12 protein-coding genes and 1 pseudogene are annotated in these 14,978 nt (G+C 32.7%); 6 read left to right on the top strand and 7 right to left on the bottom strand.

What is annotated here, in order from left to right; all coding sequences use genetic code 11:
* Positions 1–172 precede the first annotated feature (172 nt).
* Entirely contained in the window at positions 173–913 is a 741-nt protein-coding gene (locus AAHN03_RS00690; protein ID WP_342278774.1) for an HD domain-containing protein, read from the top strand.
* Positions 914–1,326: 413 nt separating this feature from the next.
* Here AAHN03_RS00690 and AAHN03_RS00695 read toward each other — a convergent pair whose 3' ends face one another.
* From AAHN03_RS00695 to AAHN03_RS00715, 5 genes are all read right to left on the bottom strand, one after another.
* Positions 1,327–2,076 (bottom strand): MFS transporter, encoded by a 750-nt coding sequence (locus AAHN03_RS00695; protein WP_342278775.1) that lies wholly within the window; start codon positions 2,074–2,076, stop codon positions 1,327–1,329.
* A 127-nt stretch (positions 2,077–2,203) separates the two neighbouring features.
* The gene (locus AAHN03_RS00700) at positions 2,204–3,568 is read right to left on the bottom strand and encodes an MFS transporter (protein ID WP_342278776.1); all 1,365 of its coding nucleotides are present in this window, start codon (positions 3,566–3,568) and stop codon (positions 2,204–2,206) included.
* A 46-nt stretch (positions 3,569–3,614) separates the two neighbouring features.
* Positions 3,615–4,982, bottom strand: coding sequence for an MFS transporter (locus AAHN03_RS00705; protein WP_342278777.1), 1,368 nt, complete (start codon positions 4,980–4,982; stop codon positions 3,615–3,617).
* A 341-nt stretch (positions 4,983–5,323) separates the two neighbouring features.
* Positions 5,324–5,947 carry a hypothetical protein gene (locus AAHN03_RS00710; protein WP_342278778.1) on the bottom strand — a complete coding sequence of 208 codons (624 nt, stop codon included), beginning with the start codon at positions 5,945–5,947 and terminating at the stop codon, positions 5,324–5,326.
* Positions 5,948–5,968: 21 nt separating this feature from the next.
* Complete coding sequence (locus AAHN03_RS00715) at positions 5,969–7,354, bottom strand: hypothetical protein (protein WP_342278779.1); 1,386 nt, start codon at positions 7,352–7,354, stop codon at positions 5,969–5,971.
* A 334-nt stretch (positions 7,355–7,688) separates the two neighbouring features.
* On the opposite strand from AAHN03_RS00715, the gene AAHN03_RS00720 reads away from it, so the two are divergent.
* The gene (locus AAHN03_RS00720; RefSeq protein WP_410521337.1) at positions 7,689–9,035 is read left to right on the top strand and encodes an MFS transporter; all 1,347 of its coding nucleotides are present in this window, start codon (positions 7,689–7,691) and stop codon (positions 9,033–9,035) included.
* A 13-nt stretch (positions 9,036–9,048) separates the two neighbouring features.
* On the opposite strand, the pseudogene AAHN03_RS00725 reads toward AAHN03_RS00720, so the two are convergent.
* Positions 9,049–9,666, bottom strand: a pseudogene (locus AAHN03_RS00725) (HD domain-containing protein); the annotation flags it as partial.
* Between the two features lie 262 nt (positions 9,667–9,928).
* Between AAHN03_RS00725 and AAHN03_RS00730 the strand changes: the two are divergent.
* The 4 genes from AAHN03_RS00730 (at position 9,929) to AAHN03_RS00745 (ending at position 14,432) form a co-directional block, all read left to right on the top strand.
* On the top strand, positions 9,929–12,001 hold the full coding sequence (locus AAHN03_RS00730; RefSeq protein ID WP_342278781.1) for a class I SAM-dependent DNA methyltransferase: 2,073 nt from the start codon (positions 9,929–9,931) through the stop codon (positions 11,999–12,001).
* A gap of 112 nt (positions 12,002–12,113) precedes the next feature.
* Positions 12,114–12,326 carry a hypothetical protein gene (locus AAHN03_RS00735; protein ID WP_342278782.1) on the top strand — a complete coding sequence of 71 codons (213 nt, stop codon included), beginning with the start codon at positions 12,114–12,116 and terminating at the stop codon, positions 12,324–12,326.
* 17 nt (positions 12,327–12,343) lie between these two features.
* Positions 12,344–13,054 (top strand): restriction endonuclease subunit S, encoded by a 711-nt coding sequence (locus tag AAHN03_RS00740; RefSeq protein WP_342278783.1) that lies wholly within the window; start codon positions 12,344–12,346, stop codon positions 13,052–13,054.
* 388 nt (positions 13,055–13,442) lie between these two features.
* Positions 13,443–14,432 (top strand): IS481 family transposase, encoded by a 990-nt coding sequence (locus AAHN03_RS00745; RefSeq protein ID WP_342278413.1) that lies wholly within the window; start codon positions 13,443–13,445, stop codon positions 14,430–14,432.
* 88 nt (positions 14,433–14,520) lie between these two features.
* Here AAHN03_RS00745 and AAHN03_RS00750 read toward each other — a convergent pair whose 3' ends face one another.
* Positions 14,521–14,784, bottom strand: a complete 264-nt coding sequence (locus AAHN03_RS00750; RefSeq protein WP_342278784.1) for a hypothetical protein — start codon at positions 14,782–14,784, stop codon at positions 14,521–14,523.
* Between the last annotated feature and the right edge of the window lie 194 nt (positions 14,785–14,978).

Here is a 14,978-nt window from a genome sequence, read left to right on the forward strand (position 1 = left end):
TCAAAATGTTTTCTACATTTTTTTTTGTTTATCCTAAAAAGCTGATAATATTTGTCTAGTCACTTATAGTTTATACAATATTCATCTTTTTCAAAAAAATATAATAAATTCCTAGTAATATTCTAATTTTTAGTTTAACTTATATATTTAAAATATAGAGTATGGTTTTTTTATGGAAGAAGAAGAAATCAATTATTGGGACAACTCAAAGTATGCACCTTGTCAATATGCTACTAGGTTACTGGATAAATTACGTAAGATGAATGAGGAAGTAAATAGGCCAATAGATATTGATGAGGTTAGAAAGGCTATTTATTACGCCAAGAAATATCATGGCAGCCAAATGAGGCAGTCTGGTGAGCCTTATTACTCCCATCCACTAGAGGTGGCTTATATGATTTCTGATTATCTTTTCCGCACTGACATTATTGTTACCAGCATACTGCATGATACCATCGAGGATACAGAACTTACCGAAAAGATGATTGCTTATATTTTTGGGGAGCAAGTTGCTAGTCAAGTAGAAGACTTAAGCAGGAACAAGCCTCACGACAAGATTAGCTCGGCGGAAACATTAGATATATTACTTCAACAAGAAAAATATGATGTGGCATTGATTAAATTATTTGACCGAGTTCATAACTTGCAAACTCTAGGAGTTAAATCACCTGAAAAAGCTAGGAAGATTATTGAGGAAACCATACAAGAATTTTTAGTTCTCTCTACATATTTAGGATTGTCAGAAATAAAATATCAACTTATGGAATTATGTTCTAAATACTCGACAGTTACATACCCTTCAACTTTGGATTTATATTCGTTGTTGTCTATGGATAATTTCCAGCCTCTTCTTCCAATTTTTCAAAATGATGCAGACCAAAAGTGTACCCTACAATTAATGGTATCATTATAACTAATAACCCATAATTACCAAAAGTCTTTACAAGATACACAGTGCCAAAAGATGTAACAATATACATAGAAGTATGTGCTATAGCATAGGTTACGTTGGCGTAAGTAAAGCGTTTAAAGACTGGAAAATGTTTAAAAAATATTGCCATCGCTGGTGTTTGAGAAGGCCCAAATACTATAGGTATCAATTGAATTAATAGTAGCACGAAAGGGCTTGTAATATTATTTAATAAATAAGGAGATATTAATATTGCTATAGAGAATATTATTAATTTAACTCTAAGAATTATTAATGGATATATTATGTAACTTAAATACACTAATATAAAGTAGCAAATTAATCCGACTATGGAAACAATAAAATTTTGATGAATAACTTGTTCAGCACTATAGTGAAAAGAATTTTTTAAAATATTACCACAATGTCATATAAGAAAAATAAAAACATATTGGCCATCCACATAGTGTAAAAAAATTAGCAAGAGCAGTTCGTATGTTAACTCTTTCTTGTACAAGAGTATTAGTTTTTAAAGAACCATCTAATTTATTTTTTTCTAAAATATATTTTATTTGACGTTTGGCATCCGCAAATTCCGGGGTTTCTCGAAGAGCTGTTCTTGCAAGAACACCAATCATTGCTATACCAGCACCGATCCAAAATGCCACACGCCAATTAAAACCATGCGAAGTTACAAGTGACGCAATAGCTAAAGCAAAAGTTCCTCCTGCAGTAGATAAACACCCAATTAAGGTTACAGCTGGATATTGTATTGGTGGTTTGGTTATCTCAGTAACATAAATACTAGCTCCTACTTTTTCTCCCATTGAGCTAATACCCTGCAATATTCTACATGCTGTAACTATCCAAACAGCCCTAATCCCAATTTCCTCATAAGTTGGTATACTAGCCATAATTACACAAGAGAGCGACATTAACACGGTGGTGATGATAACCGTAGATTTTCGCCCTATATGATCGCCCAACCAACCAAAAATAAAAGCACCAAGAGGTCTAAATAGATAGGTAGAACAAAAAGCAGCAGCAGATACAAACGCTGCCGTATCAGGATCAGTTTTAGGAAAAAACAGATCATTCAACAATACAGCCATATGTACATAAAGCATCAGATCAAAATACTCTAAGAATGTTCCTATTGACAGCAATCCAACGGCTTCTTTTTGTTCTCTCGTTAGACTGGTTTAGGGATGGATAACCCTGCCATCTGCTCGTACAAATTTGCTCATATTAGTATTTAAACCTTTACTTTATGTTATCAATATTTACCTATTATTACCTAACCTTTGTTGCCAAATCAATTTTTGGTTGAAAATAATTTTCTCTCTCCTTCTCCAACTTTTCAAAATGTAATAGACCGTATGCGAATCCTATATTTATAGGGATCATAATAATCAATAACCCCCAATTTCCAAAGTATCCAATAAGATAAGTGAATCCAAAAGCACTAATACCATAAACCATTGCACGTGACAGAGCATAAATAAAACTAACACTAGTGAAACGTTTGAACACTGGAAAATTTGCAAAAAAAATGGGAATAGCAGGACCATCATCATGCCAAAATAAAACAACAAAGGACTGAATTAAAAGTAACTCAAATGGAGAATGAAGATTATTCAGCAAATATGGATAAAATAAAACAAAAATAGAAAATATTACCAGCTTAATTTTAAGAATTAATAATGGGTACACCTTATAACTTATATATGTTAATAGCAACAAACCTAAAAATTGTACTATAGAAACAATAAAATTATGGTGAATAACTTCAGATGATGTATAACCAAAGTTAGTCCTAAGAATAGTGCCACAATGTACATAAATAAAATAAAAACTTACCGGTAAAGCACATTTTAATAAAAAGAGGGCTATAAATGTTTTCTTACTAACCTTTTCTTTCCAAATAGGATTTTTTTCTAATGTATTCGTATCTGTATTAGTTTTTGCAAAAACTTTTTTTAGTTGACGTTTGGCATCAGCAAATTCTGGTGTTTCTCTAAGTGTTGTTCTAGCAATAGAACCAATTAATGCCACTATTGCACCTAGCCAAAATGCTACACGCCAGTTAAAACCATAAGAAGTAACGAGTGTTGCCATACCTAAAGCAGCCATACCTCCTAAGGCAGAAAAAGCTACTATTAATTCCACACTTGCATATTGGGCTGGTGGGTTAATCGTTTCAGTTATATAAAGTTCTGCCCCTGTCACCTCTCCCATAGAAGATATACCTTGTATGATACGACAGATGGTTACTATCCAAGAAGCAGTAACCCCTATTTGAGCATAGGTAGGGAGATTAGCCATGACAAGACATGATGCAGCCATCATAAAAGTTGTGATGATAACAGTAGGCTTACGTCCTATATTATCGCCCAACCAACCAAATATTAACGCACCAACCGGCCGAAAAACAAATGTAGAGCAGAAGGCAAAAGATGTGATTAAATAGGTTGTATGAGAATCAGTGGTTTCAAAAAAAATCTCATTAAGAAGTACTGCCATATGAACATATAACATAAAGTCAAAAAATTCTAAGAAAGTACCTATCGAAAGTAACCCTATAACTTGTTTTTGTTCTCTCGTGAGACTGGTTTGAGGATAGATAACTCTGCCATCTGCTCGTACAAATTTGCTCATATTAGTGTTTAAACCTTTACTTTATGTTATTAACATTTACCTAATATTATCCAGCTTTTGTTGCCAATTTAACATTTGGCTGAGGATAATCCCCAGCCATTTTCTCCAACTTTTCAAAATGTAATAGCCCGTATGCGAAACCCACAATTATAGGAATCATAATAACCCATAATCCCCAATTGCCAAAATGGTTAACAAGATAAGTGAAGCCAAAAGCAGTAATAACATACATCGAAGCTCGAGATATAGCGAATGTCATACTAGCACAGGTAAAACGTTTAAATACCGGAAAGTTTTTGTAAAAAATTGGTATAGCAGGACCTAAGCATTCATGCAATAAAACTATAATAAATTGAATCAAAAATAACTCATAAGGAGAATGAAGATTATTCAGCCAATACGGACAAAATACTATAAAAATAGAACATATTATGAGTATAATTCTCAGGATTAATAACGGATACACCTTTAAACTTAAACGAGATAATATTAATACTGTCAAAAACTCTACTATACAGATGATAAAATTATGATGAATAACCTCGGATATTGTATAACCAAAGCTAGTTTGTAAAATATTACCACAATATAATATATAAATAAAATAAAAACATACCGGGGCAGCACATTGCAATAAAAAGAAAGCTAGTACTGTTTTTTTAGTAACTTTTATTGTCCAAATAGGATGGTTTTCTAAAGTACTGGTATCTGTATTAGTTTCTGCAAAAACTTTTTTTAGTTGACGTTTGGCATCAGCAAATTCTGGTGTTTCTCGTAACTTCGTTCTTGCAACAGAACCAATCAGTGCAATTACTGCACCTAGCCAAAATGCTAGACGCCAGTTAAAGCCATAAGAAGTAACAAGTGAGGCAATTCCTAAAGCACCTACCTCTCCTAGGGCAGCAAAAGCTCCTAATGATCCTACAGTTGCATATTGGGCTGGTGGGTTAATCGCTTCCGTTAAATAAAGTTCTGCTCCTGTCATCTCTCCCATAGAAGATATGCCTTGCACGATACGGCAGATGGTCAATATCCAAGCTGCCATACTGCCTATCTGAGCATAGGTAGGGAGATTAGCCATAACAAGACAGGATGCAGCCATCATGAAAGTTGTGATGATCACTGTTGACTTACGACCTATATTATCGCCTAACCAACCAAATATTAACGCACCAACTGGCCGAAAAACAAATGTAGAGCAGAAGGCAAAAGATGTCATTAAAGAGCTTGTATGAGAATCAGTGGTTTCAAAAAAGATCTCATTAAGAAAAGCCGCCATATGAATATATAACATCAAGTCAAAATATTCTAGGAACGTCCCGATCGACAGCAACCCAACAGCTTGTTTTTGTTCTTTAGTGAGACTGGTCTGAGTATATATAACTCTGCCGTCATCTCGTACAAATTTGCTCATATTAGTGTTTAAACCCTTAAGTTATATTGTCTAGAGTTGTATATAATTAATTGCTTACAAACTCACCTTACGCATAACCCCCACAACTGTCGAAATTTCAAAAATCGTCATTGCTAAGTGCTGTTGTAAGACTTAAATCGTCTATTAGCGAGCGAACGTACGTGAGCGTGGCAATCCATGAAGTTTGTCATATGGATTGCTTCGTCGGCTTATGCCTCCTCGCAATGACTCTAGGCTATTCTCCCTATGGCTTTTAAATGCCATGCGTAAGGTGAGTTACAAAGTAAAAACGAGGTCATTCCCGCGTAGGCGAGGATGACCTAGTATTGACCAGTTTAATACTACATAATTTCACAACATACATGCAGCTTAGTACTTCCACCTAGTGTTACATCTTCTTCCGACTCAAACGACGTATCAGGACAAGTGTCGTACGAATCATTAAGATGGGAAGAAGATGCTCCCTGATATGAATGAGATTGTTGACAATGGAATTCTAATTGTCCGTTAGCCCAAACTGTGTCTGCTGCAGAAATTTCTGCATCCTTGTTTGGATATCTTGTGGTGATGACTTGAATAGCTTTAAGCCATTTTGCAGCTTCCGAAGCAACATCTTTATGATCTCGTTGAGGCAGTAATTCTTTGCAAGATGGATCGCCTAACTTAGCCCCAATAGATACGTAAAGCTTGTCCTTATATTCACTCTTTTCTACTCCTAAGCCTTCGCGATAAAGATAAGCAAGTCCAGCCGCCGCTTCTGCTTTTCCAAAGAGTAAGGATTCATTCCAATATCTATAAACTATTTTATATATGCCAATCACTTGAGGCACTAAACCAAGCTGCTCTTTTACACTTTCTGCCTTATCAAATTGTTCAGAAGCATAATCATATAAATTATTACTCGTGCATAATATAGTTTTTTTTGAGTCTAAATAACTTTTTGAATAGTCTTGTGATTTTGCCATAATTTACCTATTATTTAATGATTACCTTTGTTTGTTATCCTTGTGTAGAGTAGTAAATTTGGGATTAGGAGTTGATACAGGTTTTAGAGGAACAGGCTTTGCCGCAGATAATCCCTTAGTAATATGCTGATCTAAGTGTTTTTCTGATACTTGATTCATTACTGCCACTTGGTCATCATATCCTAATTTTTGTATTATTTTATCCCCAAGCTTATGTGATGCGTCTTTTAGAGTTTTATTAAGATTGGTTGCTAGTGTTTTATCTTGTTCTTGGTCAATAGTTTTAGAATCTTGTGGTGTTTTATCATTTGCTACTTCAGTTAGCTTAGAGGGGGAAGATGGTGCGTTAGTTCCTGCTATTTCAGGTTCTAAATTTTCTGCATTTTTAGTTTTATCGGTAAATTCACTACGAAGTAATGTATCCTTAACTATTCCGTTGCCGGTAATAGCCTCTTCTTGATTTTTAAGCAAAGTAGTAAATTTATTTAATTTCTTATGTTTATCAGGATCTGTCTGTTGCAATTGTTTAACTAACTCATCAAAATCATCAATTTCCTTTGCATCATCTTGCTTTGCTTCTTTAATGGCAATAACCTTAGCATCCACTTCATCTTTCTGCTTTTGAGCTTGTGCCACAACTGGAGCAAAATCTGTAATTTTCTTATCCTGATGTTTTATTTTTTGTGTTACTGCTTCAAACACACTTGGTGAATGGATTTCTTTCGGTTTTTGTTTCTCTTTCTCAGCTTCCTTTTCTAACCTTACCTTCTCTGCTCTTAATTTTTTATCGTGCTTCATTACTCCATCGTAATGTTCATGTATTTCATCACGATGTTCAAGTAAATTTTTATATTCTGTATTTTGTTTTTTAATCTGATCTTCGCTTTTTACCAGCTTCTGCAGTTTACTTTCTACATCTTTGCCATCTTTAAGATCTTTAACCACATCATGCAACTGATTTGTCCAGCTTTCCCTTGCGGTTAAAAATGCATCAGCATTTTTGTTAAACTCTGTATGTTGTTCTTTTAATTTTATACTGTCTTGGTGAAATTGTGCTGACTGTTTAGCTTCTAGCCTTTCAGCCTCCTTTTCTAAAAACTCTATTTGTTCTTGCATCTTAGTTGCGGCTTCCGCTTCTTGCCTGTAAGTAATATTTTGTTCAGCACGCTGCTCTTCTTTGGCAACAGCAGCTTGTAAAGCTTCTAAACTTTTTAGTATTTCTGCTGGAAGATTACTAGCTAACAAACTGCTTATAGCACTATTGAGTCTCGCTAGCTCAGCTGGGTTAGTAGTATGCAGCTGAGATTTGATATCATTAATAACATTCTCAAACTGAGTAACATAAGCAGAGTCTTCTTTGCTCATATTCCCATCATCAAAATCATCAGCCATTTTATATTTTACCATGCTATTAGGTTGATTTACGTTGCCATAATTTAATTAGAATCAATTCTAAAATATTAGTCAACTTATTTTTAATAAAAATTAATTATTTTTTATAATATAAACAATATCCAATATTCTACTCACATAACTATATTAGTTCTGATATTTAACATCCTTTGATCTCAGCCTATATTTTTACCAATATCTCTTTTCCCCCTTCTAATTTGTTTATAGAATTGTGATATTGTTACAACCAAGATTTATTATTTCAATTTTCTATATTATTTTTTCTTGCTATCGTTCAACCAAATCATCAATAATCTATTAGTATTAATAAATATATTAAGGTGAATAAATGATAGGATATCAGCAGGAACAAAGAAGCCTAACGAAAGAGCAAAAAGAAGCGGTTGGATTGCTGTCCATAGGGACTTTTTTAGAATCTTTTGACTTGATGCTTTACATTCATATGGCAATATTGATGAATGAGTTGTTTTTTCCTCAAAGTGATCCGCATACTACAGCAATTTACTCTGCTACGGCTTTCTGTTCTAGCCTTATTTTTAGACCTGTTGGAGCGTTAATTTTTGGCTATATAGGTGATAATATAGGGCGTAAGAATACCGTTATTATAACGACTTTTATAATGGCTTTATCATGTATTACCATGGCTAATCTCCCTACTTATGCCCAAATAGGTATTACAGCCTCTTGGTTGATCACCATATGCCGTGTACTACAAGGAATGTCCGTTATGGGAGAGACAGTAGGAGCAGCACTTTATTTAACTGAATCTATAAATCCACCAGCCCAATATCCAGCTGTTTCGTCAGTTGCGATTTTTAGTACTTTAGGAGAAGTTGGCGCTTTAGGAATAGCATCTTTAGTGACCTCCTATGGATTTAATTGGCGTATAGCCTTTTGGATGGGAGCAGGCGTAGCATTGATCGGCACAGCAGCTCGAAAGAGTCTTAGAGAAACACCAGAATTTGCTGATGCCAAACGTCAACTAAAAAAAACTTTTCAGCAGCCTTCAAATGTTGGCAGCATAGATCTCAAAAAACTAGAAAATAATCCAATATGGAAGGAAAAAGCTAATAAAACAACAATTTTAGCATTGTTTTTAATAGAATGTATGTGTCCCGTATGTTTTTATTTTGCTTATATGCATTGTGGCAATCTTTTAAAAACTTCTTTTGGCTATAGTGCTGAACAGGTCATTCATCAAAATTTTATTCTCTCCATATTTTCCTTCTTAAGCACTTTGGTATTAACATATTTAAGTTATAAAATATATCCGTTAAAAATTGTAAAAACTTTGTTATTAATATTTTGTGTATTTGCTTTAGCTTGCCCTTATTTATTAAATAATGTTAATAGCTCATTTGATGTATTTTTAATTCAATTATTCGCTATGTTATTTGTACCTATCGGTCCTAACCTAGGACAGTCAATATATTATAAACATTTTCCTGTCTTTAAACGTTTTAGCTGTGCTAGTCTTACCTTTGCCATATCTCGTGCCTTAATGTATGTAGTTACCCCTTTTTCAATTGTTTACTTAACTGAATATTGGCATCATTGGGGGATAATGGGTATATTGCTTCCAGTTTGCATAGGTTTTGCATTCGGACTATTTCATTTTGAAAAGTTGGAGAAAGAGGCCGGGAATTATCCACAAAAGCATTATGTAGAGGTATAGATAAATGTTGACAACATAATGTAATAATTCGTTTTGTTACTGTTGGTATTTTTAAATGCATAGCTAAAGTTAAAAAATGTATTACAGTTTCTTCTACTATCTTTTTAGCTTTTTCTAGTGATTTAGCTCCTAGAGTTTCTAAATTATGAATTCTATCAAAAAGTTTAATCAATGCTACATCATATTTTTTTTGCTGGAATAGTAAATCTAGTGTTTCCGCCGAGCTAACCTTGCCATGAGGCTTAACCCTAGTCAGGTCTTCTACTTGACTAGCCACTTGACTGCCAAAGATGTAAGCAATCATCTTTTCGGTCAGTTGTGTATCTTCAATGGTATCGTGCAGTAACGCAGTCACAATAATGTCGGTTCTAAACAATCGTGGAATTTCTAGGGCTGTGTACTGGGCAAGCATATACGCCACTTCAATCGGATGGGAATAATACGGCTCACCAGACTGCCTCATTTGACTGCCATGATATTTTTTAGCATAGTAGATGCCCTTTTTGACTTCATACATGTCTATTGGTTGCTTTACTTTTTCATTTAGCAAAATTAACTCCTTAAGCAACCTCTCAGCATATGCACAATACTGGTATTTTGAATTATCCCAATAGTTATTAACATCTTCCATAAGAAACCATGATATTTTAATTATAATAAACTAAAATTTTGACTATTTAAAGCATTTATTGCTTTTTATTTTTAAAAAGATGCATATTTTCTAACCTATGTTGTATAAATTACAGTTTACCCGAATTCGCGTTATTGGACAATTTCATAAGATTAGTAAAAAATATCTTAAATATCTATTGTCGATGAGTTTTTTTTTGATATAATTAAAGGGATAATAATACTACTTTTGATTTGTTATTGAATAATTGTGTGATTTAATTATGAGCGAAGAACTTCTGCAACGAGATTTAATCAAGAATCCTCAAAAAATAGGGACTTGGAATTTTTATAATATTGGTGCAACAACTATTAGTGCTTTAAAACAAGCTGATATAATAAGAAGTATAGATTATGGGGATATATCAAAAAAGAGAGTTGATGCCATTATCACAAAACAAAAAGAAGTTATTGCTATTGTGGAATTTAAACTACCTGAAAACTTTAATACCAAGAATAAAAAAAATAATGCCATTTTGCAAGAAATTGAGGTTGCCAAAAAACTAAAAACAAAATTAATTATTGCAACTGATACCCAAGAAACAGTATGGATTAATGTTGCTACTGGTAATAACGTAAAAAATGAAAAAGGTGATGATTTTAAGTATCTTTTTAACTCCAAAGATACAAACTTGCAAAAAGTTATCAATGAAATAATACAATCAATAAATGAAAAGAATGATAGAATCTTACCAAAAAAACTAATCAATCCAACCGACTTAGCAAAACAAATATGGCAAGATGTTTGGAGTGTTAGTGGTGCAACCCCTGAGAATTGCTTATACACATTTGTTGAATTATTTATATTCAAATATCTAAGTGATTTAAAAATATTGCAAGGTACTTATAATTTTTATACTTTACTCAGGATGTATGAAGAAGGCAATGAAACTAACACAGTTTTGCAACATTACGCAAATATTATCAGACCACAAATAAAAGAACTGTTTCCTGAAAATGCCTTAGACAAGACCACCATAATAAATGGTAGCATATTTATCAGTAAAGAACAAAAAGCTGTTGATAGTTATGGAACAGTCTTTAGAAAAGTGTTACACAAGTTTAGAGATTATGGGAAACTTGAACATATTGACCATGATTTTAAAAGTAAGTTATTCGAAAGTTTTTTAAAAGAAAGTATCAGTAAAAAGGAATGGGGGCAGTTTTTTACTCCGATTAAAGTTGTTCGTGCTATCAACGAAATGGCAGAAGGTGAACTAAAAGATGGGATGACTATTTGTGATCCAGCATGCGTAGTGGGTAAATTTCCATTAGAATTTATAAAAGACAATCTTGATAAGCTGTTTAAAGTTGAAAACAATAAAATAATACAAAAAGTTAAAATAGTTGGTTTTGATAAAGGTTTTGACAAAGATGAACAAAAAACCATCATTTTAGCAAAAGCCAATATGCTTATTTATTTTTGTGAACTTATAAAAGGCAATATTGGACTAACTAAAGAATTTGCTAAAATATTTAATGATAGTTTCATTTTAAAAACAAACTCCATACTTGGTACGCTTTCTGAAGCAGAAGAAGAGAAATATGATTTAATTTTAACAAATCCCCCTTATGTAACAAGTGGAAGTAGTAATTTAAAAAAAGAAATATCTAAGAGTCTTACTTTAAAAAACCACTATAAAATCAATGCTATGGGTATTGAAAGGCTTTTTATGGAGTGGATCATTAAAGCTCTAAAAAAAGGTGGCAAGGCTTTTATAGTTGTACCTGACGGTATCTTTAATAGACAGAATGACAAAAAACTAAGGAAATATATTTTGGATAGTTGCTATATTGATGCAATTATTTCTTTGCCATTAAAGACATTTTTTACAACACAAAAAAAGACCTATATTTTAGCAATTACAAAAAAATCTGATATTTCTGATGTTCAAACTGATCCTGTATTCACTTATTTGGTCAGTGAAATAGGTGAAAGTAGAGATATCTACAGATTTGATATTGAGCAAGATGACTTAAAAGAAGCTGTTAATTTATATAATGCTTTTAAGGGCAATAAGAAGTATTTTGTAACTCTTAATCATGATAAGAGGTGTAAGATAGTTTTGATAAATGAATTTGACAGTGATAAAAATTGGTCTGTAGAAAGATGGTGGAGTAAAGAAGAAAAAATTGAATTAGGCATTGAAGGAATAGACCAAGTAGTTTCAATTAGTGAGTTTAGTGATATAATTAGCGATTTAGTAACGAGCTGCAATGAGTTTACTACATCTTTGCAAGATATTGGTTTTAATGTAACTCAAGAAAAAAAAGTACTTAGAAATACCTTTAAATGATTGTAGCTATTTTAAATTATTTATAGGTAAAAGAGTTTTAAAAAGGGATTTAATAAATATTAAAGCTGGCAATATACCCGCATATAGTGCAAATGTATTTAATCCAGTTGGTTTGATAAAAGATAGTAATATAAAAGATTTTGATAGTAATTTTGTTATATGGGGTATTGATGGTGATTTTAAATTTAATTTTATTAGAAAGTACATCCCATTTGCAACAACTGATCATTGTGGAACAATAAGAATATTAGAAGATACTATCTTGCCACAATATTTAATGATTGAGCTAGACAGAATTAAGGATGTTTATGGTTTAGGGGATTAAGAGCTTCTCTAAAAAATATGCAGAATATCATTATTAGATTACCTGTAGATGTCGATGGGAATCTTGATATTGACATCCAACAAGATATTATAGAAAAATATCAAGTAATCTCTGAAATTAAGCAAGAAGTTGGGGAATACAAACATAAAATAGATAAACTTGTTATCAAAATTGATGATGCAATCGAGTATTGCCAAAGTGTAAAAATAGAGGATATTTTTAATATAAAAAAAGGAATAGCAAAATACACTAAGACTTATATTAAAAAACATAAAGGTTCGTATCCTATCTACTCAGCAAACACAAAACAAGGTGGTGTTTTAGGTTATATAAATCATTTTGATCATGATGTTGAATCTATCCAGATTACTACCAATGGATATGCTGGCACAGTTTTTTATAGGTCAAAACATAAATTTAACATAAATGGAGATGCAAGATTGTATATCCCAAAATGTGATAACCTTGATTGTTTATATCTATCGTTTGAATTACAAAAAGTATTAGATAAAAATAACTTTAACTGGGAATACAAGCCAACCATAGAAAGAACAAGAAATATTGAAATCAAAATCCCAATTACTGCAACAGATGAATTTGATTTACCAAAACAAAAGGAGATAGCAGAAAAATATCGTAAAATCGAAGAAATAAAAAATAATATAAAAAGAGAACTTGAAAAAATAGAAAATATAAAAGTTGATATTGATAATTATATCAGAATCTGAATCGCAGTCTGACTCGTCATCAGTTGGAGTTGCCTCAGAGGAATTAGACCTCTTCGAAAATTCTACTTCTGCTGGTAATTTGTGCGTGATACCGGTACTCTGCTCCTCACGTACATCTGAGTCACACTACTGGACAAAAAGGTTATATTGGTTGCGCAAAGTGTAACTTAAGCAATTTTATGACTGGTGTAAAAGTAAAGACTTGATCTGACAGTTTGGAGTTGTTGGGTACGAAAATATGGAATAAAATCATACCCAGCAAATTTTAACAACCTCTTATTAAGGAGACTGTCAGATGACAACATATCAAGAAAAAATTATAAAACCAAGAATTGGTTTATTACAATTAGCAGAACAACTAGGAAACGTATAGCAAGCTTGTAAAGTAATGGGCTATAGCAGAGATACATTTTACCGCTATAAGGAACTGCATGAGCAAGGTGGAGCAGAATCTTTGTTTGAGATGACTAGAAAGAAGCCATGTTTGAAGAATCGTGTTCCATCTAATATCGAGGATGCAGTAGTTAATATAGCTGTTGAATTTCCTGCTTATGGTCAGGAACGTACTGCTAATGAATTACGTAGGAGAGGTATCGTTATCTCTGGAGGTGGAGTAAGGTCTGTTTGGCTACGTCATGATCTAGAGAATTTCAAAAAACGTCTAAAAGCATTGGATGCTAAAGTTGCAAATGATGGTATTATTTTGAGTGATGCACAACTTGCTGCACTTGAGAAAATCAAGAATAAACGTGAAGCAACTGGTGAGATTGAAACCATGCATCCTAGTTACCTTGGCTCTCAAGATACCTATTATGTTGGAAACATTAAAGGCATAGGACGTATCTACCAACAAACCTTTGTAGACACTTATTCTAGGGTAGCTATTTGTAAGCTTTATACCGAGAAAACAGCTATTACTACAGCAGACCATTTGAATGATAGGGTTATTCCATTTTTTGAAAAGTATAATATCCCTTTGCTTCGAATACTTACAGATAGAGGCACGGAATATTGTGGTAAACCTGAGAATCATGCTTATCAACTATATCTTGGTATTGAGAATATAGATCATTCTAGAACTAAAGCATATAGCCCTCAAACTAATGGTATATGTGAGCGTTTTCACAAAACTATGCAGGAAGAGTGCTATCACATTCTATTTCGTAAAAAGCTCTATAATACATTAGATGAGTTACAAGCTGATATAGATACTTGGCTTACAAATTATAATAACGAAAGGTCTCATTCAGGTAAACATTGTTTTGGTAAAACACCAATGCAAACTTTTAGAGATTCACTTTATATTGCTAAAGATAAAAATATTAGTAATATAGAGAGAATATCAGACAACTTGGCTATTACTTATCAAGCTGCCTGATTATTACTTATTGTCAGATTAAGTCGTAACTAGTACATAACTAGAAACTACCATTTCTTCTTACTATGGCAACTTTCTTTCCTCTTTCCTAACTACAATTTTTGTCAACAGAACCTAGCTCTTTCTCGAAAAAATGATAGCCTTCTTGTAATTCTTGTGTATTGTTGTAGCTATCAGTTTTCGTGCAAGAAACTATCAACGATAAAAGTTGACGAGACGTTTTACTTAATTGTTTACCACAATTATTGGTAAGATTTCGCCATTCAGGTGGGACAAAATTACCGACTATGTTATAAAAGATAATATCTTGATTTTCAACTATAGGGCGAGAAAAAGTTAACGATTCTGTCATATTTCCTTCCCTTGTAATAGGGTTAAAAATAGATTTTTTTGTAGGTTAAATTTGGGGAATTTTGCTAAAAAAACAGTATAGAAATTTTTTGAGAGAATCATAAGATTGCTGAAACGATAATATATATACGGGTGGAAGGAAATTTTTAAAACACTCTCTCTGCTCTTGCGAGGAGTGCGTAAGCACGACGAAGC

The sequence above is a fragment of the Candidatus Tisiphia endosymbiont of Myopa tessellatipennis genome (assembly GCF_964031105.1).
Lineage (GTDB): Bacteria > Pseudomonadota > Alphaproteobacteria > Rickettsiales > Rickettsiaceae > Tisiphia.